Genomic DNA, 24,509 nt, shown 5'->3' with positions numbered 1-24,509 from the left:
AAAATAGTACTATGAAACTTAAATTTTATTTTCTTCTTACGTTATTTGCTTTATCCTGCACAGCAAAAACCAATCTTCAGGCACAAGCAGAAGCCGAAACCAAAACAGATTTTAACGAATTATCCGAATCATTTTTACAACGAATAATAGATGAAAAAGATACGCAAGAAATACAAGATATTCTTGCCAACACATCTATTGAAGAATTAGACAACGCTTTAGATACCAATGATAAGCGATTGGCTTTTTGGCTGAACATTTATAATGGCTACATTCAGGTTATCTTACAGAAAAATCCGGAATTGTATGATGATCGTGGTAGTTTCTTCAAATTAGAGCAAATAAAAATTGCTGGTGAAATGGTCTCATTTGCTAAAATAGAACATGGTATTATTAGAAAATCGCAATGGGAATACGGCTTAGGCTATATACGCAAGTGGTTTCCAGGTAAATTTGAACGTAAATTGAGAGTAAACAAGCCTGTTTTTAATGTACATTTTGCCCTTAATTGTGGCGCTAAAGATTGTCCGCCAGTGGCTATTTACGAATGGGAACGTTTACAAGAACAATTACAAAAAGGTACCAAAAGACTTTTAGAGAAAACCAGTGAATACAATAGCGAAACAAATGTGGTTAAAGTTACTTCGCTTTTCAGTTGGTTTAGAGGCGATTTTGGCGGAAAAGGCGGTATCAAGAAAATTCTAAAAGAAAACGAAATTATACCTTCTACTAAAGGTGTGGATATTGAATATACCAATTATGACTGGACATTATATCTTGATAATTTCATAGATCTATAATTTGAACTAGACACTTAAGAGCGAAAGATATGTTTTAATTAAATTTACTTCGCTCTTAATTGTTTCTTTTTACCACGATTACAATGTAGAGTGGTAAATTTGCAACCGAAATAGATTTTATACATTCTATGAAGGTTAACTTTGGCTTTCTCAAAAAGCTTTTCATTGTTCTGTTTGTCCTGTTAGGCGTATTAGCTGCTTCTAAGTTGGATGAGCTACAGTTTTCTTTCGATTTTAGTCAGTTTTTCCCAGAAGAAGATCCTGATCTAGCCTTTTATGACAAATATGTAGAAGAGTTTGGTACTGATGACAATTTTCTACTAATTGCCGTTAAGAACAAGCCAGATGTATTACAACAAGATTTTCTAAAAAGTTTTCAAGCATTTTCTGAAGAGAGTAAAACTTTCGAATATGTTTTAGAAAGTAGTTCATTAACCTCACTCTCTTACCCGCTTAAAACTTCTTTTGGTTATACCACTTTACCCATCATTCATATTGACGACCCCTCCCAATACCAAAAAGATTGGAAAAAAATTGAAGAGGATTCCCTTTTTATAAATGTACTTGTTGATGAAAAAAGAACCTCTTTGGTGTTGGCTCTACAGACCGAAGATAACTTAGATTACAAGCAGTCCGAACTTCTTTTAAATAGCATAAGAACCTCTCTAAAAGAACACAATTTACCCGATTACCATATTTTAGGCAGAGCCTTCTTTTATGAAGCTATTGTTGAAATGCAGAAGAGCGAGGTACTTACAACCACTATAGTAGCATCTATTTTAGTTTTCATAATTCTTTTACTGGTATACAGAAGTATGCCCGTGGTTTTAATATCTGTTTTTTCTATAGCAATGTCGCTCTTGTTATTTATGGGGCTATTGGGTTGGCTAGGTAAAGAACTCAATGCCATGGCTGCATTCTACCCTGTACTTATGCTTATTGTGGGTACTTCTGACGTTATACACCTTACGGATAGTTACATTAGAAAATTACAAACTGGTATACCAAGATATAAAGCAATTACCTCTTCTCTTAAAGAAGTAGGTATGACCACCCTACTAACTTCTATAACCACAGCCGTAGGTTTTGTCACCTTGCTTTCCTCTAGATTGGTAAGTATTCAAGAATTTGGAATAAACGCTGCTATCGGTGTACTTGTCGCTTATATAACGGTTATTTTCTTAACGGGTTCTTTATTGATCTTTTTACCCGAAAAATCTTTGATCGGCCGTAAAAGTATCTCTGAGAATTGGGTGAACTATCTTTTGAAAGTGAACACGTTTACAAAGAACTATCCCAAATCCATTATAGTAGGTACAGTTGTTTTCACTGCCCTTTGTGTGTTAGGTATTTACATGGTACAAACCAATCAAGAATTAAAAAATACGCTGCCTGCAGAAAGTAATATAGCCAAAGACTTTGATTACTTTCAAAACAACTTTTCAGGATTCAGACCTTTAGAAATTGCCGTTATGAGTACTAATGGTAATAAGGTGACGGATTTTAAAGTAGCTCAGGAAATAGAAAAACTTCTAGTTTATTTAAAAACATTTAAAAGTATTGGCAACGTGCAGTCTGCCAATCTACCATATAAAATATTTAATAAAGCGAACAACTTAAATAGCGCTGCATATTTTACCCTACCTAGTGATGAGAAAACATTTTTAAAGTATCAGAAAGATGCCCGTAAATTAGGACGTAAACAACTTGCTAAGTTTATAAATGCAGATGAAAGCATTGCCCGTATCAATGGTAGACTGCAAGATATTGGTACTGATAAGCTTAAAGTGGTTTACAGCGATATAGATGACTTTGCTAAAACGCAATTAGACACTTCTCTTGTTGCCATAAAGGTGACAGGTAAAAGTATTTTGCTCGATAAAAACTCTGAATATATTAGAAGTAGTTTGTTAGAAGGACTCCTTTACGGATTATTATTGATTGGAGTAATTATGGCTTTTGTCTTTAGAGACATTAAAATCTTTCTAATATCACTAGTACCAAATGTACTACCTATATTATTTGCCGGTGGTATGTTAGGTTTCTTAGGTATACCATTAGAAGCCTCACTATCTGTAGTTTTTGCTATCGTCTTTGGTATTGCCGTTGATGATACCATTCACTTTTTAGGAAAATATAAGCTAGGTATTAGCCAAGGATTGGATAAAGAGGCTGCACTTGAAAAAACATTTGCACAAACCGGTAGAGCATTGGTTATTACAACCATTATCCTCTTCTTCGGATTTATGGTAATGTTATTTTCTATACATCAACCTAGTGTAACTATAGGGTTGATTATAAGTGTAACCTTGGTAACAGCATTGATACTAGATCTGCTATTACTACCGGTATTACTAAGAAAACTGATTTAGTTAGCCTTATTGGTACGGTCCAATGTTTTTTGTAAAGACCTGTAGGCAAATATTGTTTTGCCAACCATTAAAATCATTAAGCTAATCCATAATGTAAAGAGTAGGTATTCCATAACACTAATTGGTTTACTTGGTTACTATTTTTAGTTCACTTATTTAAGATGCTGGGGCATTTTAAATGTATTTGGTCGATAAATATATGCATTTCATCTATGCGCCTGTTAAAAAAAACCAAATTTTCGATGAAATGCGTAATAATAACAACGCCACGACTTTATATCGTGACGTTGAAATAAAACAATCCAACCTAAAACAAACATGAAATGAATATAATTGGGCAATCAATTACAAATCATGGACTTGCTTTTCCATACCGGGACCTAATTCATAAATAGCCCCTATTAATTCTCCTTTTAATTCTTTAACTCTTTCTTCTTTTCCATTCGCTTTATATACTTCAGCAGCTTGGTATAACAATGCAGGTTCAAATGTTTTACCATATACGTAGGTGTTCATAATTTCCATTGCTTTCACTTTGTCTCCGTTCTTTAGAAGACTATACCCCAACCAGCTGTAAGATTCTGGCGTTGGTCTATTATCCACTTCTCGTTGAGCCAACAGTAGTGCGCTATCATATTGCTTGGTCTCGCCTATATATAAACCTAGGTTGTATGCATTATACATATCGCCATAGGCTGTATTCTTTACTCTGGTGAAGTACTCGTCTAAATTCTTGGTACGCACTAAGTCGTCACCTGCATAATCGGCAATTTCTGCCTTCAACAAGAAATAATCTGGAGCATTGTAAGTCTTCGTCACGGAGTCTAGAATGCGAATTGCCTCTTCAGAATTTTTATCGTTTGAAAATACAATCCATGCGATTCCCTTTTTAGCATATGCGTTATTGTTATCAATTTCTAATGCTTTCAAATATTGCTGGTACGACTCTTCAATTCTACCTGCGTGACCATAATAATCACCTAAATTGGTATAACTCCACAGCATTAAGTCTTTATTCTTTGACAATTCGGCTTTGGTTCTAGCCTTTTCCATAAAACTTATGGTCGTATCTAAATCGCCTTTATAATCGTTCCATTTTGCCAAACGAATCATATAACCGAAATCTGACATATTCTTTAAACTGTCCAAATAGCTTTCTGCCAATGGGTAATTACCTAGCTCCATATGAACATCGAAGTACAAGCTTTGGGTCTCACTTTTATCTCCACCAATTGCCGCTGCAGAATCTGCCAATTGCAATGCTTCTTTAAAACGGTGTTGTGATATATAATTTCTAGCCAGAGACCTATAAAAACCAGGCTTCCCAATATTTGCAATATCAACGGCTTTTTTTAAACTCTTTTCTGCTTTCTTTAAAAATTCAATATCGCCAGTTTGCTGAAAGTATCTGTTGTACTCCCCACCTACCACACCGAAACTGGTAAGTTGCATGCTGTCTGGTCTTATTTTAGAATTCCAAAGGTCAAAATATTTTGATGTTGTTTTAATCTCGTTGGAAACTAAAAATTTGTTGTAATCTTTTTTATGTGCAATTGCGTCCTGATTTTTGGTACCACAGGATGATACCAGTATCACTACTATTACAAGCTTCAATAATTTCATAAGGTTGTTTTTTTGTGGATCGTTTAAAATAAGGGGAGTTTTTCAACTCCCCTTCCCCTTCTTTTTCATAAACAATTTAGGGATGTGCCTGTCTTATCTAACCTATCAATAGATAAGGTGAAAGCAACTTCTTATTCTGGTGCTCCCAAGTATGGGAACGTTGTACCTACAGTAGCGGTTAGCCCAACGCCATCTGAGGTTAATCTTGGTAAATCTGCAACACCATCACCATCGGTATCTTGACCGCTAAAACGATCACCTTCCATACCACCGAACAGTAATATCAATGACACATCAATAACATCATCTTGTGGAGTTCTACCTGTTAATGCAACTTCATCACCATCTGGAACCAAAATTCTACCATCATCATCTGCATCTGTACCTGGGTTAAAATATGTAGTCGGTAAGTTTGGAGCTACTTCTAAAACATCGGCAGCTAAATAACCTGTTAATGTTGGTGCATCTAAACCTAAAATGTTGTTCTCATAATTTACGGCAGCTGGATCAGCTCCTAATATATTTGCATATACATCATGATATGCTTCTAACCTTGCTTCAAAATCTGCTTGAAAAGTAGCTGCCATTTCTGAAGGAATAGACACGTTATGAGCATCTTTAATAGTACCATCTGCACTTAATACGGTGTTGATACCCGGTCTACCCATAAAATCAACTTGTGCATATGTTCCTGTGAAATCTGGCGCCATTGCCTCTTCACATGGTGTACAAGAGCCACCACAATCTACTCCGGTTTCATCTCCGTTCATAATACCATCGTCACATGTTTCTGTAACAACTATTGGTGTATTGTCATCATCATCACTACAGGAAACCAAGGCTACCACTGCTAAAAGAGACAAAAACGTATATTTTATATTTTTATATTTCATCGTTATATTTTTATAAGGTTATAATTATTGTTTAACGTTTGTTGTTACCCAAGTTTTGTATACTTCTAAACCAAGTGCATTCTGACCTGTTGTACTACCTAAAAGACTATTTGGAAGCTCTACAACTATAGACATCGTATTTGAACCGTCAAAAGTATCAACTGCTGTTTCATCATCGTCGTCCGTAGAATTTAGATCACCAGCTGGTTTAAAACCTAAAGGGGCCGTACCGCCAATAACTTCATTGAATTGAAAGAAATCAAAGAAAAAAGCATCTTGTCTTGGACCTGCGAATAAAGAAACTCCGTTTGCCGTAGTTTCTACAATAGCAGTTTCAGCAGAAATGTCTACCGATCCTAATGGAGCGTCTACCATTATAGCACCATTTAATCCTGTTTCGCTTGGTGCAACTGGACCAAAGAAATACATTTTACCATCTCTAGGTATTGCCTGTATTACTAAATCTTCTACCAAATCATTATTGGTATCAATATTGATTTCTAATAATACATTTTCATCAAATGTACCATAAGCCAAATCTGGTAATACATTAGATTGAAGGTCTACTGCGAATACAGTATTGTCTGAACCTTCTGTAGGTTCAAAAGCATAAAAATCGGCAATGTCTGCCGAGGTTCCCATAGCACCTGGCGCATCAATATGATCTGCTGCCACTAAAAGAACTCCTACTAAGGCTAATGCCCCAAGTCCCATAAATAATTTTGATTTTTTCATTATCTCTTTTTTTTAGATTAGAATCACCCCTACTTACGCAGCAAAAAAGAGAAGGTTCATTTTTTCTTAAAAAAAATTAAATTTTATTTTTAAGGATAAAATGAGAACTATCAATAAAAACAGTATTACAGACCAGAAGCAACTATTTATAAATTAGTATGAAGTAATAATTAGCTAACTTTGCAGTCTTAAATAATTAAGATATGAACCCGTCTTCCTCTGGTTGGATCGAGAAATATGGTTCGGTTGTTCAAAAACACCAAGACGCTTTCCCCACCTTTGAAGCTTTGTATGATACGCTTAAAAAAAGCGGGTTCGTATATGGGCTAAATTCTAGTATACCAGAGTTCATTGAATTGGAGCATACCTTATCTGAAGATGAAAAGGCGAAAATAAATTTACTACACGCACTGTTCTTTACCTATAGAATTAAGGGTGGTAATGACTATAGCACTTTTATAGAAGAGGTATTTAAGTTTTATGAAATACTGAATATTAGCCGTGCAGGTTTTTTTGATAAATGGTTTACTGGAAGTAAAACATCTGCCAAGCTTGAAAAACTAATGACTTCAAGAATTTATATTGAAGACAATATTATCAGTAAAACTTTTAATAGCCTTATTACCAACTCCCTCCTATTTATAGATGTTTTGCTTTTTAAGCATTATTTAAATAAACATTCTGCTTTAATAGAAAAAGCAGCAGAAATAGAATATTTAGCTATCAATATTACCTATGACGCTCTTAGCTCAAAAGAAATTGATAGAAACGACAATAAACTTTCTCAGTTATTGGCTTCTTCGTTAACCTATATTAATTGTGCCGAGAGCAGTTTTGATGGTTCTTATCGAGAACGACTTTTATTAAATAAAGAGAATTGGGAGAATCGCTATCTGTTAGATATGGCTTGCCTTACGGTTTGGGAAGATCACTCTTTGGATTATACCGAATCTGATTTTATTTTCGGAATAGGAAAAGATCTCGGTTTTGAAAAATCTATAATTTCATCATCTATTACCGATGTTACCGACTTCTTTAAAATGAATGTCGATGTTATACCCTATTTAAAGGAGAAGAACCTAGCACAACAGTTTTACGACAGTATGGGTAAAATTGTAAAGAAGTTGATTCTACGCAATAGTAAACGCCTGCTTAAAGAGCTTTCGCAAAGTGCAGAGTTAGTTGCCCTGTTATCAAAATCTACAGTTAGGGATTTAAGTAATGAAGAAAAGAAAAAAGTACAGAATCAACTTTTAGATATTTTTAAAAGTATTCCTTCTTTGGCTATATTCATACTACCTGGCGGAGCTATTTTACTTCCGATATTCATTAAACTGATTCCCAAACTATTACCATCGGCATTTGATGAAAATAGAATTGACGAGGAAGAAGATTTGTATCGTAAATAACTTAATATCAAAATATTAATTATTCTACTCTAACCAAAGCTTAAAGTCTTTCACCTTTTCTCTACTCACTATAATTTCATGATCAGGATTGTTCTTTAGCTTGATCTGTAATCTAGAATTGGTGTATGAAACAATGTCCTTAATGTGATCTATATTCACAAAGAACTTTCTACTGACCCTAAAGAACATCTGTGGTTTTAATTCCTCTTCTAACTGTTCTAATGTAGTATCCAATAAATAATTGCGACCATCTTTAGTAGCCGCGTATGTACCTTTGTTTTCACTATAAAAAGACTCAACATCTTCTGCATTTATAATTTTTAAATGCTGACCTACCTTCGCTGTAAATCGCTTTTTATACTCGCGCTCGAGCGGATTTACCAATAATTTTTTGATATCTTCAAAATCTAAAGCGATTTTACTAGGCTCATTGGCAGATTTAAACAGCTTTCTATATTTATTGACCGCCTGCTCTAGATCTTCATCATCAATAGGTTTCAATAAATAGTCTATACTATTCAGCTTAAATGCCTTAAGGGCATACTCATCAAAAGCGGTAGTGAAGATGATAGCACTGTGAACCTCTATAACATCAAAAATCTCGAATGAGAGTCCGTCCGATAATTGAATATCCAAGAAGATTAAATCTGGGTGTTCATTGGTCTGAAACCAATCTATAGCCTCTTCTACAGAATGTAACATTGTAGAAACGGTCAAATCTAAACTATCTAACATTCTACCCAACCTGCGTGCTGCCGGTTTTTCATCTTCTATTATAATGGTCTTCATGGTCTGGTTTTATGGTTTACTAGAATTGTATGCTTTAATCGTTATATGAATTGATGTATTTCTGAATCTTACGTTCCTCCCACCTCTTCATGTACCCTGAGATATTGCCATAAACAATAATTCCATGAATAGCCAGTATCATCCCCCAAACAATGGTTGTACCGTAGACATTCCAGTTTATCCATTCTAAAAACTCAGGATTACCGAATGCTTCTTTACTTACTAAAATGAAAACGAACTTATGTCTTAAGAAGTACAACATGATATTTATGATCAGAAAAACCAATACATGATTATAGAAGCGCTTTATACTTGCCACTTTCTCTTTTGCTCTTTCATACTTAGAAAAACTACTGTCCTCTCCATTAGAAAGATAATCGTTTGCTCGTTCAGTTTTCATATTATCTATATTTTTCAGCATCTCGTTCATCTTGCTCTACATATTTATTGATTTGGCGCTGCTCCCAATCTTTGCTAAAGAAAGGACTATATCCAAATACTTTAGCGGCATGAAATGCCAAACCTATTCCCCAGAAAAACGGAGTAGTTAAAGTACCGATGTTAAATAAAGCCTCTGTGAACGAAGCTCCGCCAGACATAATCCCCATAATGGTAATTGTCATAATAAACAGATTTACGAGTACGTAAACAAGTAAGTGAATATAAAACCCCTTTATCTCTTTTACCTTCTTTTGGGCTCTTAATAATTTATCCGATTGTTCAAATTCGTTTAGCTCCATCTTCTTGTATTTTCCTCTTGTTGTAAAAACTCTTGTAATTTTCTTTCTTCCCAGTCTCTGCCCGTAAACGGATTCAAGTTAAAGATTTTATTTGCTTTAAAAAATAAGCTAATACTTAAACCGAATACTACCCAAAGAAACCAGGCATTCCTCCATTCATTAAAATAATAATTGATTGTCGCTACAATTATAATGGTTACGATAGCCGACGCTACTTTTCTATAAAATTTTCTAATTTTTTCAACTCTTGCTTTTGCTCTTGTATATTTTGTGTTTTCCATGATCTTTAGTCTTTTAGGTTATTATTCTTGCATGAATTCTTTGATCTTTCTTTCTTCCCAATTCTTACCGAATAATGGGTTATAGTCAAAGGCATAAAGTCCGTTCATTAATAGACCGAATCCCCAACCAAGTGCCGGAAAAATAAACCAAAGAAAACTTGTTGTATTATAATTGATATATGCTAAAAATGGTATGACGATACAGTAGGCCAATAAATTACCGTAAAAGCCTTTTATAGCTTGTACTTTTTCTTTTGCCTTTTCATACTTATAATTGCTGTCTGTTGTGAAGTTTGATTCCATCTTTTTAAAGTTTTAGTGATTACTAATTTATTTCTATACTTCAAATTTCGGCAGATCGTACAGGTTTTGAAAAAATGAAATACCCAGTTGTAATTTTTTACGACTGAATTGTAGAAAGCATGTTCTTAGACTATTGAGAGACCTTAAAATCCGTAGTTTTTCTTTGCGCTGGCAATCTGGTCCTCTTCTGTAGTTTCGGGGAACAGTATGTATTTAGGAGCAATTATAGGCCTAGCACTGGCAATACTAATCTTCGTTATTGAACTAAAAGGGAATTTGCCTTCGGTTAGCACCAACAATACATTTTCCATCTTAGCGTACTCATTACTTGCTGCTGTAATAATTTTAGCCTCTCCTTTCAATTGAAAGCCTTTCTGCTTTAAAATATCTATAAAGCTAATACAGATGTGTTTATTTTGTTGAATATTTTTAACTGTTTGTGGTGATGCTATATTTGCTACTATAATCATATTATCTCCAAAACAACTGAATATTTCTTTGGGTGACACATTAGGTATGTTATCGGCAGAAGAGGTTGCCAACCAGCATAATACACTATCGTTTATAGCTGATTTTATCTTTTTTGTTAGCTTCATAGTGTTTCCCTTTAAAATTCATTCAGAATCTATCATCTTCCATATACTGTTTTATTTTTCTTTCTTCCCAGCCTTTACCAAATAACGGATTATAACCATATGCTTTTAAACCATGAGCAATTAAACCAATACCCCAACCCATAGCAGGGAAAATAACCCAAACAAAACTGGTAGTCTTAAAATTTATATAGGCAAGAAAAGGTATAACAATACAATAAGAAGTAAGGTTACCATAGAATCCTTTAATGAGTTCTACCCTTTCTTTTGCTTTTTCATAGCGCTTAGCGCTTATATGCGAGTCTTGTGTTTCTCGAAAAGAAATTGCATTTGTAAGCATAGGTAAACGCACCTTAAACTCTTTAGCAGTCTTAAAAATCTGCATTTCCTTTTTGGTAAGAATGGCATAACGCTGACGAATGTTCTGTAACCCCACACCACTGCTCTTTTTAACTACTTGTTTTTCTTGTAAATTGTTGACCACGTATAAGTACCCGTCTTCTTCATATATTCTAATATGTAGTGGTTTTGAAGAGGTTACCACATTATGCTTCACTGCATTCTCTAATAACAACTGTAGGGATAATGGTACTATTTTAGCCTCAGGATCCAGTGCCTCATCAGGGATTTCAAATACGATACTATCTTCAAAACGCATTTTTAGAAGTCGCACATAGGTTCTTGCAAATTTTAGTTCTTCGTCAACAGAAATAAGATTTTTGCTCTTCTGCTCCAATACGTATCTATACACCTTAGATAGCGAAGTAGTAAATTTTTGCGCCTGCATAGGATCTTCTTCTATAAGGCTGGTCAATACATTTAAGCTATTAAAAAGGAAGTGAGGGTCTAACTGATTCTTCAGAGCATCGAACTTTGCAGATGCTGAACCTGCTATTATTTTTTGTTCTTTTACCTTGGTATCTTGTAAGGCTTTATAGAAGTAGAAAGCGTGTAAAAACAATGAAACTACTAGGGTAACTAATAACGCATAGAAGTAATATTGTATCCTTTCTCCGGCTACGTACTGTTCAAAACTTTTACCAAATATATAGATTTCAGTAAACGCGCGTACAGCACCAAACGCCAATACAGTAAGTAAAATAGAGCCGGCGGCACCGTACCATAACCGTTTTTGCGTTTCATTCTCCCATGTATACTTTTGAGAGATATAGTCGCTGAAATATATATTAACCAAAGATAGCACAAAAGAATACAGCAAGGCTATACCAGTAAATTGTAATTCGCCATATAATGTTATACTTTCCCAATCAGATAGAAGCAACCGAACTAGTTCCATAACCAAGGCTATGATTATTGCTGTCCTTACTACCTTTAAAAAACTACTCATGTTTGTAAGCTTAAATTGATTGCTTTCTAATTTTTAAAATTAGGGATTTCCTTTTAGACGTATACGTCTTTCTGAAAATGTCCTAGATAAAAGCAAACATGAAGCCTTTTCTACTCAAAAAATAAAAATATATTCTGAATTGTACTTTCTAGTAGCTGAACTGTATTTTAGGCTAACTGAAACTATTGTTTATAATGGAATTAGAATCTCCTTGATCATTAAAAATTTATAAAAGATATATATAACATATGTTATATATATTCTATATTGGAGGTACATATAACATCAATGTTATATATACTATTGTTAGGTGTAATTTAAAAAATGAAAAAGCAACATAAAATATGGCAAAATGAATGGAGACAGATTATGGGAAAACCTGTAAATGTTGACGTGGAAGTAGATTGTGATTTTGATTTACATTTTGATATTTGGGATTTAGATAAAACAAAATTCTTAGAATTATTTAAGTCGTTCCCTAAAGGAATAGAAATTGGAAATAATGCTTTTAATTTAAGAAATGCACTAATTGAAGAATTCAACCAAAAACTTAATAAAGACCAAATCATTTCGGAAACACTAAAAGCTATTGAAGATATTCAAAGTATCGCGTTTACCGACGAACTTAAAAATCCCAATATTTTATTTAGGACAGGAAAATCAATTTCTGATATAACTGATTTAAATTATTCTGAAAGAATCTCAATTGAAATAGATGACCGAATGTCTGCTTTTATAAAAAAAGGAACTGGGGAAAATGGATATAATGCCTACCACTTTTTAAGTGAACCAATGTATCGAATGAGTAGCTCATACATTCCAAGTCATTGGATTTTATGGACTTTAGCTAATTCAATTAATGTTAATCCATTTAGCTCAATGTTAAAATTAGAATCTAATAATTGTAATGTATTTTCAATCATTGATGGTGGAGTATTAATATTCCAAACCGAACGATAAAATAAAACTACACCTAACACAACCTATAAACAATACGGGCTTAGGTTTTTAACGCTAAGGTCTGTGTATTTTTATGAAGTCCGCAAAATCTTTGGGATTTTGCTCTGGACAGTAAAAAGAAAAAACAAAACCAAAAGATTCCGCTATGTGCGTGGCGGAAAGCAAACGCTAATTTGCTCCCGTACTGTTCATAGCTCAGACCGTTAGCACCAATTTTGAAAAAAATGGAATTCACATTATACTCGAACCCTATTCAAGAAGAATTCAACTATACCGAACTATATAAAAAAGCTACAGAAATAGGCGCCTTAATTAAAGTAGATGAGTTTAATAATGAGCTGATATTATCAAAAGTTACGGACGAACTACTGAAAGCAACTATTGATACTCATATTGAGGAAATTGAATCAGAAAATTATTTAGACCAAATCGTTCCATTTGATGGGGGATTAAGAATTGAAAGCGAAAGTTTAATTATCGAGCATCAATGTTGTAGTGAATTAAATGATTACCAAAATTGGGTGAAAATCATTTCAGAAAAATCCAAAAAATGGAAAGAAATCTGGATTGGACATCCATCCGTTTTTTATCGTATCAAAGGAAACGAAATTGAACTCTCTGAATACTATGATGACAGTCCAAAAGAAAAAGATATTTTAGTAAAAATGGTTTTGAACAAATCTGATTTTGTGAATGGACTTGAAAAAGCGCTTTCGGAATTGGAAACATTTAAACAGAACGTTTATCGGATTGTAGATAATCGTAATTACGTAAATAAAGAGGTATTGAAAAAAGCCTTGATTGAATAAAAACTGGTGCTAACAAAACCTCCTATGAAAAGCCTTAGTCCAGTTTCTTAAAGTTAATTAATATTTTCTTTTTTGCCTTAAACCACCTTTTTTTCTTTTAATATAACTTGCTCGCACTCCTATGTGTGATCGGTTCGATTCCAGCTTCGTTTGTGAATATCGATACCAATGTATAACTTCGGGTAAGCAGTTTGTTGAGTGTTCATATCTTATTGTTTTAGAGAACTTTAAAGATACTCGACTTGCTGCTTTTTCATCAATGCTAAACGTAATGCGGACTTTAGGGCAAAACCGAAAGGTCTGTGTATATTTATAAAGTCGCTAAATCTTATGGATTTAGCTTTGGACAAGAAAAAAGAAAACTAAACAATAAGCTTTAGCTTCGTTCGCAGACGGAAACGAAAAGTTCCCTTGCCTACCCTACTTGCCATTTGAGCCTAGAAAATTGCCTGAATTAGCAAAAAGGATTGATAAAGAAATACCCAAAATAGATAAAAAAAGACTTTCTAATTAAATGAGAAACAGCAAAATAGAGTTTTCTAACCCTATTATTAAAGACCGTATAGAAATTATAGAGAATTCTGAACACAAATTAACATTTAGAACATTTCTGAAGTCTGGAGGTGGACAAACTCAGTTTCATTACCACACTAAAATAAATGAAACATTCAGAGTTATCTCAGGTGAATTAAATATTGCTATTAATAACAGTGAAACAATTTTAAGAGCTGGGAACGAATTTTCAATATCACCTCTAACCAATCATTTTTTTTTCAATAGGTCTGCTAAAACAGTAATATTCGATGTAGAAATTTTAAATCCAAAAAAAATGATAAATGCTCTACGAATTATGTATGGATTAACTAATGATGGAAAAACAAATAATGATGGTCTTCCAAATAATATTTTCCATGCAGCAATTGGATTAAATATGATGGATGCTTTTTCTCCTAAATTTCCTTCCATAGTTCAAAAAATAGGTATTTCAACTTTAGCGATACTAGGTAAAATCTTTGGAATAGAAAAACTGTTGATTGAAAAGTACTGTACGTAAAAAAACACCAACCACAACAACGCGAATAAAATAGGGCGGTTTAAGCTTAATTAAAAAGATTGGCTTTTTTATGAGGTCGCCAAATTTTCAATTTGGCATATAGAAAAAAATAAAAGCAAAATATGTAAATTTGGTTTGGTGAGAATTCGAAAGACAATGCTTGTCCTCTGCCCTACCTTAATTGCACTAAGTGTTACATATCATTAAAATAAAAAACATGGGATTATTTGATTTATTTAAAAAGGAAAAAAAAACTGACCAAAAAGGATTTGAATTTGAAGTTGATTTAAAAAAGCACTTGGTAGATAATTTTTATATAATTCGATTACCTGTAAAATGGATTCCCTATGAGAGTGATAGGTTTAGAGCTAAAACTGATGATGGAACATTACAAATGTCGATAGCTAATTATGCTAACCAGAATAAAACTGAACCAAAAATTAATAGCTCTTTTTTTAAAGATTTAAAATTAGAGTTATACGACAAATTTGTAACGGAAGGTGAATACGAGCCTTACGAGGATTTAAAAATTACAGATAATTTTATCACCAAAAGCTTTAAAGTAGACCATGAAACCCAATATTATTATACTACTGCTAAAATTGTAAATGGTCAATTAGTAATAACTGACATAATTATAAGAGAAATTGGACCTTATAATAAAAAAATGCAGCCTTTATTGCAGATAATTGGTAAGACAATAGAAGTAGCATAAAAACAGCTGTAACTTATTTAAGATCGAGAGTTTTATCAAATGACTTGACCATATTTAAAATGTCGCCATATCTATTTGAATTGAGATTTTAATAGTAAAAAATAAACGTAGATAAAAAGTTCTGGATAGCGCAAAAACAGAAGCGAACAATTTCCTTACCTACGCTCAACCCAACATTTGCAAATAATTAAACTACACCAACAAAACTGAAGAATATGGGAATGTCTTGTGCTCCTGCTCCAATAAATAAAAAAGAATATATAACTGATATTGGAAAAATATTAGTTGAAGAAAACGGAAAAAAGAAATTCTATAAACCAAAAGAAGTTAAAAAAGCACATAGAAAAAGTAAATGGTATGATGGAATTCATGTTATTGATTTCTCGTGCTGGGCTATCAGTATTTTTTCTTCTCATACAGATTTTGACAAGTATCACGAAACAACCGGAGAAATTTGCGATTATGTAGAAATGAAAACAGAAATGTTAAGTGGCTTGTCCGTTTCTACAACAGCCGATTGGATTGATATACCTGATATAGATTTCGATGCATCATGGTTAGATTTTGGTGAAATTTTTGATGGCTTATTTGAAGGAATCGGAGAATTTATTGGTGGAATATTTGACGGTTTATAGTAAGAAAAAACTATCTAAAACAAAAACTAAACACTATACTGACTTTAGAGCAAAATCGAAAGGTCTGTGTATATTTATAAAATTGCTAAATTGAACAATAGAAAATAAAACCTGCCCGAAAGCACCTTTTCAGTACAGGCGTATAACACCATTTAACTTCGTGCTTAGACGGAAACGAAAAGCACCTTTGCCACCTTATTATACTTAGCACAAACGTTATCTACACTATGAAACTAACATCGATAGAAGAGAGAAAAGCAAAATTATTAAAATTTAATATTCCAGAACTTTTTTTAAATAATACCTGTGATATTGATGAATTAGAATTTGTAGTTATGGAGCCAAAAGCTTCCTATTTCTATTTTCCTACAATGACACATTTTACAATATTTTCAAATTTCGAAATAACACCCATTTTTGATTGTGGAGATACCTTTTACGCTTTATTTGAAAGTAATACGATGAGTAAAATCGTGTATTTTTCACTTGAAGAAGATAAGATTTACAAAGACTATGGTTTAAATTGGAATTTACTTATTATGGATATTTTATGGAGCTATTTTGATTTAGTAATTGAAGAAGATAATAGTTTGGAATTATTTTGCGCTGTTGGAAAAAAAATTGGGTTTCCACATTCCCAGAAATTATTTGAGCAATTGAACATTACAGGTGACGAAATTTCAATAAAAATTAATGACGAAAAAAAATGGAAAAAAGAAGTTGCACAAATTTTGCAAATACTATAGGTGACAATGAATAGAAAATAAAGCCAAGGTATTAACTACAAAGGTCTGAGGTACGTAACAACATTGTTTTACTTGAGATTTAAATGGTACAACAGGTAATTTTACAAAACCTGAATAATTTAAACAAGGTACAATTGCCAACAATTTAGAATAAAATAAGACGTTTATGTTAAACAAAAAAGTCTAGTAAGTATAGCTTATTGCATTTTAAAAAAAATCAATTTTAGCTAACTGACAAGCCAAAATGAAGTGATTACCCTATACTCTACATTTCTTATACTAAACGCTAGATGTAAGTAAAAACATGAAGCTCGAAGAAAAAAATACAATTAAAAAAACACCTCTAAAAGCTAGTGATGGCAATACAAGATATATAGAAAAAGAAAATGAGGTATTCTTTAAACCGGCAGTAGTTAGCAAAATATTGGTTCTGTGTTTACAAATATTATTAATTGGTTTATGGAGTGTCTTATTTTATGATGTTTTCATAACAGACCTAAATATGCCAGACTCTTTCTGGTTCTATACCATTTATATTTTTATAGGTTTCATTCTTTCTGTTGGCTTCTTAATAGGTTATATAGATTATAAAACGAAACGTTATTTTAATAAAAAGACAGGCAAGTTTGCATTAAGCCATAAAGACTTTATAAAAAAAGAAAAGAAATTAGACAAGATACTCGGGATTCAAATTATAGGTTTTCAAGAAAGGAGAAAAATCCCAGCCGGCAATACAGGAACTATGAATGCATTATTTACTAATTTTCAATTGATTATCGTAATGCAAAATCTCAAAAGATATAATATAGCTACTTTTAATAACCGCGAAAAAGTCTTTGTAGTTGCCAATAAACTGTCAACTTTTCTACAAAAACCTATATTCAATGAAATAGAAAATTTTGAAGGCATTGATGAACAACTAAATAAATTTAGTAAAAGCTTTAGTTCGAGATTTATTTTAAAAGATATTTTTGAAGTTAGTATTACAAAAGAAGAATTAGTAGAAAGACTTGCTCATGAAAAAAGCTATGAAATTAAATGGTTAAATGAAAACTTACTAATGGTTGACGCTACTAAGATTGGAGTGTTTAATTCAAATTTAGGGTCTTTTATTAATAAATATGGTTTAAAACCTTTTGAGGCGTATATACAAATTGAAAAAAGAAATAATCTACTAAGAGTTCATATGAACACTAAATTTAGATATGAATTTTTAATTTATATCTCATTATTTACAATAACATTAGCTTTCGGATTTTTTGAATTAGCAACGATGATACTTCTTGTTACCATATTATTTTGGTTTTTTCAACGTGGCGATGAAAAGACTTTTTTTCATTTTCTAAAAATAAATATTCTGAAAGAAGATAAAGATTCTAACATCTTAAATAAGTAAAACAAAACTTTTGCTTTTTTCATAACGACCGCTAATATTTCAATTTGGTTCTAGACAAGACAAGAGTAGAACTAAACCCACACGTAGTTTCATCTACCACTACTTATATCTACCAGCAATAAGAACTAATTACAACGCCATGCGCGATAAATAAAAAAAGTAGTGTTTCATCTAAAGGCTGTACTTTATTGATAGTAGCTACCAATTAAAAATAATTGCTGACAAACTGCACTACTTGGCATATTTACAACGTTGTATTAAATAAATCATATAATCTTAAGAATGTCATTAATTAAAAAACAATTATTTTTTTTACTGCTTTTCTGTTCAGTTTTCTATGCTTACGCCCAAGAAGAGAAAATATATTACGGTTCACCTAGTACCCGTGGTGCAGAATTTCATTTTAAAGAAGACAATACGTACAACATTATAGTAAAAGAGGGAACACACGGTAAGTTTGACACTGGTAGAGAAACAGTTATCTATTTAGATGATATTGGTTATGAGGTTGAAGGCTTTCATGTTACAGAAGATTATTCTGAGAATATTAAAGACAGTATTACCGTTAATTTTTACAGACGAGGTTTAGAGTCAAAAGATGAAAATTATTACCTGGGCTATAAAGCCAAAGGAGATGAAAACTTCACCTATTTAAATTTAAGTTTCGAAACACTATTTTTTAATACTGAAAATGTTGAACCGTTTGCTTTTAACGGTTATTTAAGTGTAAAAATACCAAGAATAACAGAAATACAATTTATTTTAAAAGAAGAGGTAACCGCTAATAACGAAAAGAAAAAAGCAACATACCTCATGAATCAATTTACGCTTTCAAAAAATGCGGCCAATGCTTATGTAGACCACCGAACTATACGGGATAAAAATAATATCTTCAACTCAAAATTTGCCGTGGCAGAAATATATGGGAGTACTCGAAAGATACTTGACATAGACAGTAAAGCATTCTCCTCAATTTTTACACCTTCAACATATGTAAAACGTACTAAAATAGACTCTTTTCCTAATTGGAAAGTGCCTGCAGAGGTTAAAAAAGAAGTTTATAAAAAGTTTAATAATCCTAAATATGTTTACAAGCCTGTAATGACCATTAGTCCTGCGCCTAGAAATGAAGAATATAAGAAATATGAATTCAACCATTTAAAGGAAGCTGTTGCAGCTGTAAAAGCAGACGAATCTAAAGTATTATTAGTTTTTAATTCTTTACTCAGAAATAACGATGTCGCCTATTTTCATGACATTTTTGATGGCATTTATAGTGGTGCTGAAAAGTCATATTTAAGTGATCATAATTATGATAAGTTTTTAGTTTATTATATAAAGCCAGAAGACTTAACTGAACTTTCGAAATATAGACCAGAGAGTACTGATGAAGTATTTGCACTAAATAGCGATTTAGATATTATATATACCGAAGATGTTAATACTGAAAGTTTCTACTACAAGTACCATGGTATAGATCAAGAATTATCAGAAAATCTTTTAGCTATCAAAGAATTAAATAAACTAGAAAGAAAATTAAAAGCAAAAAGTACAACTGCCAAAGACTTCTTAGATTTAGGTAAGCAGCGCTATCATGATATAATTGATGTAGCCATTACCAAGAGAGTAAAAAGTGCTGATGAGAGTATCATTGAATCACAAATACATGTAATTGGGGAAAATAAAAATGCTTATCCTGGGTTTAAGACAAATGTTCAATACTTCTATCCGCAAATTGATTATAAAGATATTAGACAAGAGTTAGATAGACTGGTAGAAGAGCATAAAAATGATACCGCTATTGATTTTGATTATGCTAAACTAGCTTTTGATTTCATAACTGTAGAGTCGTTTTTCGATGATATAGCGGGTGAAAAAGGAAACTATGCGCCTACCAAAATATATTATGAATTTTGTTTGTACCTCTCTAGATTTCCTGTTGAAACATCAAAAATTCATACTAAATCTTCAGAGCGGTTTAGTCAAAACCAATATGCTACTATTAGAGAAATACTTAAAAGTAGACATGGAGATGAAGATATGCATCCGGCTTTGGTAACCGCCATTTATGAGAATTTGAATAACATAGCATCTGAAAAATACTATTCCATTTTCTACTATTATATCTATTTATATAATAATCAGAAATTAAGTATTGAGAAATTTGATGCTTTGGTAAATGAAGTAGCTCCTTTAGAAGATAATTTTACGGAACAGTTAATGACATTTTACAAATCATGCGAATGTATTTACATCGATGATATGAAGTATCTTTTATCGACTTTAGGTAATGCAATGGCTTGGGATGTGGTAACAAAAAGAAATACCGATAAGAGCTTACTTCTGAAAGCACAAAAATGGTCAAAAATTTCAATTGAATTATCGCCTGAGAGCCATTTTTACGTCGATACGCTTGCCCATTTAGCATACTTACTAGGTGATAAGGATAGCGCCATTGAATTAGAATCTAAAGCGATCCAACTGGCTATTGATAGTGACCATAAAAATCTTGCTGAATACCAAAAAACCTTAGAAGAAATAAAACTCAATACCTTAAAGCATTAAGCATATATGCTACAACAATTTGCATATGCTTTACTAACTTTTGAAATGCAAACGTACTATTGAAAATACATTCAAATGAGATATGTAACAAAGATACTTTTAGGGATTTTATTAGTATCGATATTGTCGTGTAAAAACAGTATCGACAATAACGCTTTACAAACAAATTTTAAAAACGAACAAAATGATTCTAATATATACTTTGCATCAAAAAGAATAAATGAAGGTTTTAGTGAGCAAGACCCTTCATTAATTGAATACGTAGCTCAATTTTTAGAACGAGATAGTATTAAGGTTGTTATTAATCATTCAATAGAGAATAACGTAAATACATTCTATTTAAGTGGAAATCAAAAAATAGACTTCTTTAATACCCCAGAGACTTATACAAACCAAAGTACAAGAAGGAAATCTGATTATTTTGATGTTAAAGGAAATTGCTACGAATTCAATAACGAATCAATAGCGCATAATTCTATTTACATAAAAAAATTATGCTTTATCAATTCTAATGAGCATTTATTGCTTTCTGAAATATACTTATTGGATGGAGATTAGTATTCTATAATTACTTTTAAATAAAAAAAATGGTTTTAAGCACAACCCTAATACATATCATTAATGTCAATAGTTGCATTGGTTCTCTTTCTTTTATTAATAATATTTTTGATTTATAAACGCTCTTTAAAATTAACGATAATTTTTCTAATTCTATTTTTTGGGATTATAGGCAGTTTTCTATGTATGCTTGATATTGAAGATTATTATGGGAGAAATAATCATGTCTTTTTTAATGGTAAACAAAATGATACGGTTATAATTTTAGATAGAACTACCGAAGAACATATTGCCCAAGGGCAAATTCTAAAAAAATCTTGGAATAGGGTTTTTATAAAGTCTAAAAATGATACTTTAGACTTAAACGAATGGATAGAGCAGAAAGCCGGATATATGGCAGACGTAAAATGTGAACTAAAATAATTTTACAAAAAATATGTCGAAATTTAATCTATAAGTAAATAAGAACATACCTATTTTAATTAAAAATATGACTAAAACCACACCAAAATTTAATAGCTCTTTGACATTTCTAATCGCTACTATAAACACCATATTGCTTTTTACGCTTTTATTAGAAATGAAAAACCACGAAAACCAGCTCTTGTATTTTTTCAATTTATTTTGGGTAGTAGTTGCAATTCAGCTGTTTTTGATAGCATATTTCGATACTTCTAAAAATAAAAAAGTGTTTAAAATTCTTGGTATTATAGCCGTAGTAATTTCATTACTAGTGGCACTAGGTATAGCATTTTTAACAGGGCTTGCAGCAGCTTTTCAGCATTAATTATGAGAATACACAAACTTACTTTATCGTTCTTGGTCATTACCGTTATTCTTATTGCATTACATGTATGGAGAATGATATCATACCAAACCTACTCTCGAGAAAATTACTCTTTTAGTATTGGTGTGGCAGAGCACCACCCTATTATGGGCAGATTTGAACTTATGACTGAAAATAAAAATCAATCTATAACTATTTCCGAGGACTATAAAGAAGATAATGCATACTGGGGGTTTGCAGGTAATTATGAATTTGAAAATTTCCCTCCGCCATATACCTTATCCTGCCATTGGGTTTCTCTTCGTGAACGTAAAATATATAAAGGCACTTTTGAGCTTCCGCATAAAACAATAGATAGTTTATTTAAGTTAGAAAAATCAAAAATGCACTCATTTAGTCCATATGGTGGATCTGATGTTTATGGTTATGAATTTGGAGTTGGTATTGCGCCTGGTGGTATGGTGACACTTTGGGCTTCGGGTAAATATTATTTTCAAAAAGAGATTGCTACGTATCAAGCAAAAGAATTTGATAGTTATGATTGGAATGCCTTTGGAGATGAACTCTTAAATTCTTTACCTGAAGACTTTGATTCTAATAGTAAAGAAACAGATAGTATCATAAAAAATAACATTCCGCCAGAAATGGAAAAATGGAAAAATTTTTCAAAAAAGTACCAGTATTATGTTCAGATAATTGGTTTTTCTGATGAGGTTACTTCTGTAGATTTAGAGTGCTTTAATGAAGAAGCTAATCGGTTCGAAAATAGCAATGGTGCTAAACAATTAGTTTACCAAGGTGTTCCTCACCGTATTGACATCAACAAAACAGAACGAGATGACAGAAAATCTTATCGATTATCTGAAGATTATATGACTAGTTTCAAAGAAGAGAAGAATAACTTAGCTGTCGCAGATACGCTAGTATTTGTAATTGAAAAAAGTATTAATGACAGAATTAAAACCACAGTTACAACTACTAGTAAAATTGAATTAAAAGAAGATGAATAAAGCTATTGGTTTTCGTGTAATAAGTAGAAAGAAAATTTTCTAAACACCTTACTATATAATTATCTTTTGTAATAGTGCAAAACAACCCAACGAAAATCGAAGACTAGCAATGCCTTTGACTTAAATGAATTTGGCTTGGTAAAACAAAATTCAATAGATTGGCTTGTGACCAAGTTGAAATACATCACTAAAAAACATCTTAACTTTTCATATCTTAACCATTGGCATTAATAAAGGAAATAAATGGAAAATCTTAAAAAAACGAATTGTTTTTCTAACGTGACTGAAGATTCTGAATTCGGTAAAATAACTACCCTAACCGCTGAATATGGCATTTCGGCAAAAAAGAGTATTAATTATAAAGAAAAGAGTCTTTTAGCCAACTACGTTGATAGTGATGACGAGGGTCTATTTAGTTTAATATATAGTGTCATAGACATTGATGGTAGCGATGAAAATTACAAAGAAGATGATGGTATTTTACCCACATTATTTCATAGTCCTGCATTAGAAAATTATGTTTCCATTATACCATATCATCCAGACAAAGAGCTAGAAATTAGTATTCCTATATTTAATAGAGAAGAAATTGTACTCAAAAAAGGTAATAGACCTTTTGTAGGTGATTTTATAGGGATATCAAATGAATATTCAGTTTTTCATTTTGCAGATTTATGGTCAGATACTAAACCTGACAAGCTACTTTCGATGGAGTTTAAAGAAGGTTTAATAAAGAAAAAACACAATGTAAAAATTTCTCTTCCCCGAAATAATAACATATTTATTAATGATAATGAAATTCATCTTTTAGCTTATGAAGATAATAGTTGGTTGCATAGATTAATAGATGCAAAAGGAAATGAACTACAAAAAAGAACTATAAAAATAGCTCCTCAATATTTTAATCAAATATTAAATCTATCTTTTAATGATGATTCTTATCTCTTATACAATGAAAAAGGAGTCGTTACTATTAAGACCATATCTAAATCTGGTGTTATTACCTCTCAAGAATTAATTGACATTAAAAATAGTTTTTATAACACTTGGAGACCTGTAAAAATAGCAGATGACACTTATGTTACGGTGTTTAACGGTGAGTTTGGTAATGGTTGGTTTACGACTAAAAAAGATAAATTATTAGAATTCTTCTATAGTAAAGACATCAACGGTTTTAAAGAGTTAGTTTCTAATAAAATACTTCATATGCCTAACGATAGACTTATTATATCTAGCGTTAACAAAACTACTGAAAACAACTATGCGGTAATACTTTACCCTTCTACAGAAAGAGGAATAAATAACAAAGAAGTAATTATCATCAATAGAGCTTTGAATATTCCGTCATAAATAAACTAAGCCAAGCAAAAGCTTTACGTAAAAAGGGT

26 protein-coding genes are annotated in these 24,509 nt (G+C 32.0%); 16 read left to right on the top strand and 10 right to left on the bottom strand.

All coding sequences use genetic code 11. The annotated features are described in order from the left end of the window. Positions 1–11: 11 nt before the first annotated feature. On the top strand, positions 12–800 hold the full coding sequence (locus ACJJVT_RS03725; protein ID WP_405396606.1) for a DUF547 domain-containing protein: 789 nt from the start codon (positions 12–14) through the stop codon (positions 798–800). Positions 801–928: 128 nt separating this feature from the next. Further along, a complete protein-coding gene (locus ACJJVT_RS03720) occupies positions 929–3,172 on the top strand; it encodes an RND family transporter (RefSeq protein ID WP_405396604.1) in 2,244 nt (747 codons plus the stop codon). Between the two features lie 345 nt (positions 3,173–3,517). Here ACJJVT_RS03720 and ACJJVT_RS03715 read toward each other — a convergent pair whose 3' ends face one another. The 3 genes from ACJJVT_RS03715 to ACJJVT_RS03705 form a co-directional block, all read right to left on the bottom strand. Continuing rightward, a complete protein-coding gene (locus ACJJVT_RS03715; protein WP_405396602.1) occupies positions 3,518–4,795 on the bottom strand; it encodes a tetratricopeptide repeat protein in 1,278 nt (425 codons plus the stop codon). 131 nt (positions 4,796–4,926) lie between these two features. Beyond that, positions 4,927–5,688, bottom strand: coding sequence for a DUF4331 family protein (locus ACJJVT_RS03710; protein WP_299800077.1), 762 nt, complete (start codon positions 5,686–5,688; stop codon positions 4,927–4,929). A gap of 24 nt (positions 5,689–5,712) precedes the next feature. Continuing rightward, entirely contained in the window at positions 5,713–6,423 is a 711-nt protein-coding gene (locus tag ACJJVT_RS03705) for a DUF4331 family protein (protein WP_405396599.1), read from the bottom strand. Positions 6,424–6,626: 203 nt separating this feature from the next. Here ACJJVT_RS03705 and ACJJVT_RS03700 point away from each other — a divergent pair, with 203 nt between their 5' ends. Further along, positions 6,627–7,832: an LETM1-related biofilm-associated protein gene (locus ACJJVT_RS03700; protein WP_405396598.1), complete on the top strand. Its 1,206-nt coding sequence runs from the start codon at positions 6,627–6,629 to the stop codon at positions 7,830–7,832. Between the two features lie 24 nt (positions 7,833–7,856). Here ACJJVT_RS03700 and ACJJVT_RS03695 read toward each other — a convergent pair whose 3' ends face one another. The 7 genes from ACJJVT_RS03695 to ACJJVT_RS03665 form a co-directional block, all read right to left on the bottom strand. Beyond that, a complete protein-coding gene (locus tag ACJJVT_RS03695; RefSeq protein ID WP_303599811.1) occupies positions 7,857–8,621 on the bottom strand; it encodes a LytTR family DNA-binding domain-containing protein in 765 nt (254 codons plus the stop codon). 34 nt (positions 8,622–8,655) lie between these two features. Further along, entirely contained in the window at positions 8,656–9,021 is a 366-nt protein-coding gene (locus tag ACJJVT_RS03690; protein WP_405396597.1) for a 2TM domain-containing protein, read from the bottom strand. Position 9,022: 1 nt separating this feature from the next. Next, positions 9,023–9,361, bottom strand: coding sequence for a 2TM domain-containing protein (locus ACJJVT_RS03685; protein WP_303599808.1), 339 nt, complete (start codon positions 9,359–9,361; stop codon positions 9,023–9,025). Further along, positions 9,352–9,642: a 2TM domain-containing protein gene (locus tag ACJJVT_RS03680; protein WP_303599807.1), complete on the bottom strand. Its 291-nt coding sequence runs from the start codon at positions 9,640–9,642 to the stop codon at positions 9,352–9,354. The genes ACJJVT_RS03685 and ACJJVT_RS03680 overlap by 10 nt, the downstream gene beginning before the upstream one ends. Positions 9,643–9,663: 21 nt before the next feature. Beyond that, on the bottom strand, positions 9,664–9,945 hold the full coding sequence (locus ACJJVT_RS03675; RefSeq protein ID WP_368389755.1) for a 2TM domain-containing protein: 282 nt from the start codon (positions 9,943–9,945) through the stop codon (positions 9,664–9,666). A 143-nt stretch (positions 9,946–10,088) separates the two neighbouring features. Further along, positions 10,089–10,541 (bottom strand): pyridoxamine 5'-phosphate oxidase family protein, encoded by a 453-nt coding sequence (locus ACJJVT_RS03670; protein ID WP_405396594.1) that lies wholly within the window; start codon positions 10,539–10,541, stop codon positions 10,089–10,091. 22 nt (positions 10,542–10,563) lie between these two features. Further along, the gene (locus tag ACJJVT_RS03665; protein ID WP_405396591.1) at positions 10,564–11,886 is read right to left on the bottom strand and encodes a 2TM domain-containing protein; all 1,323 of its coding nucleotides are present in this window, start codon (positions 11,884–11,886) and stop codon (positions 10,564–10,566) included. A 324-nt stretch (positions 11,887–12,210) separates the two neighbouring features. On the opposite strand from ACJJVT_RS03665, the gene ACJJVT_RS03660 reads away from it, so the two are divergent. From ACJJVT_RS03660 to ACJJVT_RS03600, 13 genes are all read left to right on the top strand, one after another. Then, the gene (locus ACJJVT_RS03660; protein ID WP_405396588.1) at positions 12,211–12,846 is read left to right on the top strand and encodes a hypothetical protein; all 636 of its coding nucleotides are present in this window, start codon (positions 12,211–12,213) and stop codon (positions 12,844–12,846) included. Between the two features lie 224 nt (positions 12,847–13,070). Continuing rightward, a complete protein-coding gene (locus ACJJVT_RS03655) occupies positions 13,071–13,655 on the top strand; it encodes a hypothetical protein (protein ID WP_405396585.1) in 585 nt (194 codons plus the stop codon). A 514-nt stretch (positions 13,656–14,169) separates the two neighbouring features. Next, the gene (locus tag ACJJVT_RS03650) at positions 14,170–14,709 is read left to right on the top strand and encodes a cupin domain-containing protein (protein ID WP_405396583.1); all 540 of its coding nucleotides are present in this window, start codon (positions 14,170–14,172) and stop codon (positions 14,707–14,709) included. Positions 14,710–14,926: 217 nt separating this feature from the next. Further along, positions 14,927–15,424 carry a hypothetical protein gene (locus tag ACJJVT_RS03645; protein WP_405396581.1) on the top strand — a complete coding sequence of 166 codons (498 nt, stop codon included), beginning with the start codon at positions 14,927–14,929 and terminating at the stop codon, positions 15,422–15,424. A gap of 215 nt (positions 15,425–15,639) precedes the next feature. Continuing rightward, on the top strand, positions 15,640–16,059 hold the full coding sequence (locus ACJJVT_RS03640) for a hypothetical protein (protein ID WP_405396578.1): 420 nt from the start codon (positions 15,640–15,642) through the stop codon (positions 16,057–16,059). 227 nt (positions 16,060–16,286) lie between these two features. Further along, positions 16,287–16,805 (top strand): hypothetical protein, encoded by a 519-nt coding sequence (locus tag ACJJVT_RS03635; RefSeq protein WP_405396577.1) that lies wholly within the window; start codon positions 16,287–16,289, stop codon positions 16,803–16,805. A 304-nt stretch (positions 16,806–17,109) separates the two neighbouring features. Beyond that, the gene (locus tag ACJJVT_RS03630; protein WP_405396576.1) at positions 17,110–18,201 is read left to right on the top strand and encodes a hypothetical protein; all 1,092 of its coding nucleotides are present in this window, start codon (positions 17,110–17,112) and stop codon (positions 18,199–18,201) included. 282 nt (positions 18,202–18,483) lie between these two features. After that, complete coding sequence (locus tag ACJJVT_RS03625; protein WP_405396573.1) at positions 18,484–20,766, top strand: hypothetical protein; 2,283 nt, start codon at positions 18,484–18,486, stop codon at positions 20,764–20,766. Between the two features lie 75 nt (positions 20,767–20,841). Next, the gene (locus tag ACJJVT_RS03620; protein WP_405396572.1) at positions 20,842–21,324 is read left to right on the top strand and encodes a hypothetical protein; all 483 of its coding nucleotides are present in this window, start codon (positions 20,842–20,844) and stop codon (positions 21,322–21,324) included. A 186-nt stretch (positions 21,325–21,510) separates the two neighbouring features. Next, positions 21,511–21,747 (top strand): hypothetical protein, encoded by a 237-nt coding sequence (locus ACJJVT_RS03615; protein WP_405396570.1) that lies wholly within the window; start codon positions 21,511–21,513, stop codon positions 21,745–21,747. Between the two features lie 67 nt (positions 21,748–21,814). Further along, positions 21,815–22,111: a hypothetical protein gene (locus tag ACJJVT_RS03610; RefSeq protein ID WP_405396568.1), complete on the top strand. Its 297-nt coding sequence runs from the start codon at positions 21,815–21,817 to the stop codon at positions 22,109–22,111. Between the two features lie 2 nt (positions 22,112–22,113). Next, the gene (locus ACJJVT_RS03605) at positions 22,114–23,121 is read left to right on the top strand and encodes a DUF2931 family protein (RefSeq protein WP_405396565.1); all 1,008 of its coding nucleotides are present in this window, start codon (positions 22,114–22,116) and stop codon (positions 23,119–23,121) included. A 243-nt stretch (positions 23,122–23,364) separates the two neighbouring features. After that, positions 23,365–24,471, top strand: coding sequence for a hypothetical protein (locus tag ACJJVT_RS03600; protein WP_405396562.1), 1,107 nt, complete (start codon positions 23,365–23,367; stop codon positions 24,469–24,471). Positions 24,472–24,509: the final 38 nt, after the last annotated feature.

Source organism: Maribacter sp. Asnod2-G09, assembly GCF_045063795.1.
Taxonomy (GTDB): Bacteria; Bacteroidota; Bacteroidia; order Flavobacteriales; family Flavobacteriaceae; genus Maribacter.
This window is presented reverse-complemented; position numbering and strand designations above follow the sequence as displayed.

What these genes read in the sequence shown, in the direction of transcription:
- ACJJVT_RS03685 (WP_303599808.1), bottom strand. Translation starts at nt 9,361, where the DNA reads ATGGAGCTAAACGAATTTGAACAATCGGATAAATTATTAAGAGCCCAA.
- ACJJVT_RS03705 (WP_405396599.1), bottom strand. Translation starts at nt 6,423, where the DNA reads ATGAAAAAATCAAAATTATTTATGGGACTTGGGGCATTAGCCTTAGTA.
- ACJJVT_RS03605 (WP_405396565.1), top strand. Translation starts at nt 22,114, where the DNA reads ATGAGAATACACAAACTTACTTTATCGTTCTTGGTCATTACCGTTATT.
- ACJJVT_RS03630 (WP_405396576.1), top strand. Translation starts at nt 17,110, where the DNA reads ATGAAGCTCGAAGAAAAAAATACAATTAAAAAAACACCTCTAAAAGCT.
- ACJJVT_RS03660 (WP_405396588.1), top strand. Translation starts at nt 12,211, where the DNA reads ATGAAAAAGCAACATAAAATATGGCAAAATGAATGGAGACAGATTATG.
- ACJJVT_RS03650 (WP_405396583.1), top strand. Translation starts at nt 14,170, where the DNA reads ATGAGAAACAGCAAAATAGAGTTTTCTAACCCTATTATTAAAGACCGT.
- ACJJVT_RS03675 (WP_368389755.1), bottom strand. Translation starts at nt 9,945, where the DNA reads ATGGAATCAAACTTCACAACAGACAGCAATTATAAGTATGAAAAGGCA.
- ACJJVT_RS03680 (WP_303599807.1), bottom strand. Translation starts at nt 9,642, where the DNA reads ATGGAAAACACAAAATATACAAGAGCAAAAGCAAGAGTTGAAAAAATT.
- ACJJVT_RS03670 (WP_405396594.1), bottom strand. Translation starts at nt 10,541, where the DNA reads ATGAAGCTAACAAAAAAGATAAAATCAGCTATAAACGATAGTGTATTA.
- ACJJVT_RS03620 (WP_405396572.1), top strand. Translation starts at nt 20,842, where the DNA reads ATGAGATATGTAACAAAGATACTTTTAGGGATTTTATTAGTATCGATA.
- ACJJVT_RS03725 (WP_405396606.1), top strand. Translation starts at nt 12, where the DNA reads ATGAAACTTAAATTTTATTTTCTTCTTACGTTATTTGCTTTATCCTGC.
- ACJJVT_RS03690 (WP_405396597.1), bottom strand. Translation starts at nt 9,021, where the DNA reads ATGAAAACTGAACGAGCAAACGATTATCTTTCTAATGGAGAGGACAGT.
- ACJJVT_RS03700 (WP_405396598.1), top strand. Translation starts at nt 6,627, where the DNA reads ATGAACCCGTCTTCCTCTGGTTGGATCGAGAAATATGGTTCGGTTGTT.
- ACJJVT_RS03600 (WP_405396562.1), top strand. Translation starts at nt 23,365, where the DNA reads ATGGAAAATCTTAAAAAAACGAATTGTTTTTCTAACGTGACTGAAGAT.
- ACJJVT_RS03720 (WP_405396604.1), top strand. Translation starts at nt 929, where the DNA reads ATGAAGGTTAACTTTGGCTTTCTCAAAAAGCTTTTCATTGTTCTGTTT.
- ACJJVT_RS03640 (WP_405396578.1), top strand. Translation starts at nt 15,640, where the DNA reads ATGGGAATGTCTTGTGCTCCTGCTCCAATAAATAAAAAAGAATATATA.
- ACJJVT_RS03645 (WP_405396581.1), top strand. Translation starts at nt 14,927, where the DNA reads ATGGGATTATTTGATTTATTTAAAAAGGAAAAAAAAACTGACCAAAAA.
- ACJJVT_RS03610 (WP_405396568.1), top strand. Translation starts at nt 21,815, where the DNA reads ATGACTAAAACCACACCAAAATTTAATAGCTCTTTGACATTTCTAATC.
- ACJJVT_RS03695 (WP_303599811.1), bottom strand. Translation starts at nt 8,621, where the DNA reads ATGAAGACCATTATAATAGAAGATGAAAAACCGGCAGCACGCAGGTTG.
- ACJJVT_RS03715 (WP_405396602.1), bottom strand. Translation starts at nt 4,795, where the DNA reads ATGAAATTATTGAAGCTTGTAATAGTAGTGATACTGGTATCATCCTGT.
- ACJJVT_RS03635 (WP_405396577.1), top strand. Translation starts at nt 16,287, where the DNA reads ATGAAACTAACATCGATAGAAGAGAGAAAAGCAAAATTATTAAAATTT.
- ACJJVT_RS03655 (WP_405396585.1), top strand. Translation starts at nt 13,071, where the DNA reads ATGGAATTCACATTATACTCGAACCCTATTCAAGAAGAATTCAACTAT.
- ACJJVT_RS03710 (WP_299800077.1), bottom strand. Translation starts at nt 5,688, where the DNA reads ATGAAATATAAAAATATAAAATATACGTTTTTGTCTCTTTTAGCAGTG.
- ACJJVT_RS03625 (WP_405396573.1), top strand. Translation starts at nt 18,484, where the DNA reads ATGTCATTAATTAAAAAACAATTATTTTTTTTACTGCTTTTCTGTTCA.
- ACJJVT_RS03665 (WP_405396591.1), bottom strand. Translation starts at nt 11,886, where the DNA reads ATGAGTAGTTTTTTAAAGGTAGTAAGGACAGCAATAATCATAGCCTTG.
- ACJJVT_RS03615 (WP_405396570.1), top strand. Translation starts at nt 21,511, where the DNA reads ATGCTTGATATTGAAGATTATTATGGGAGAAATAATCATGTCTTTTTT.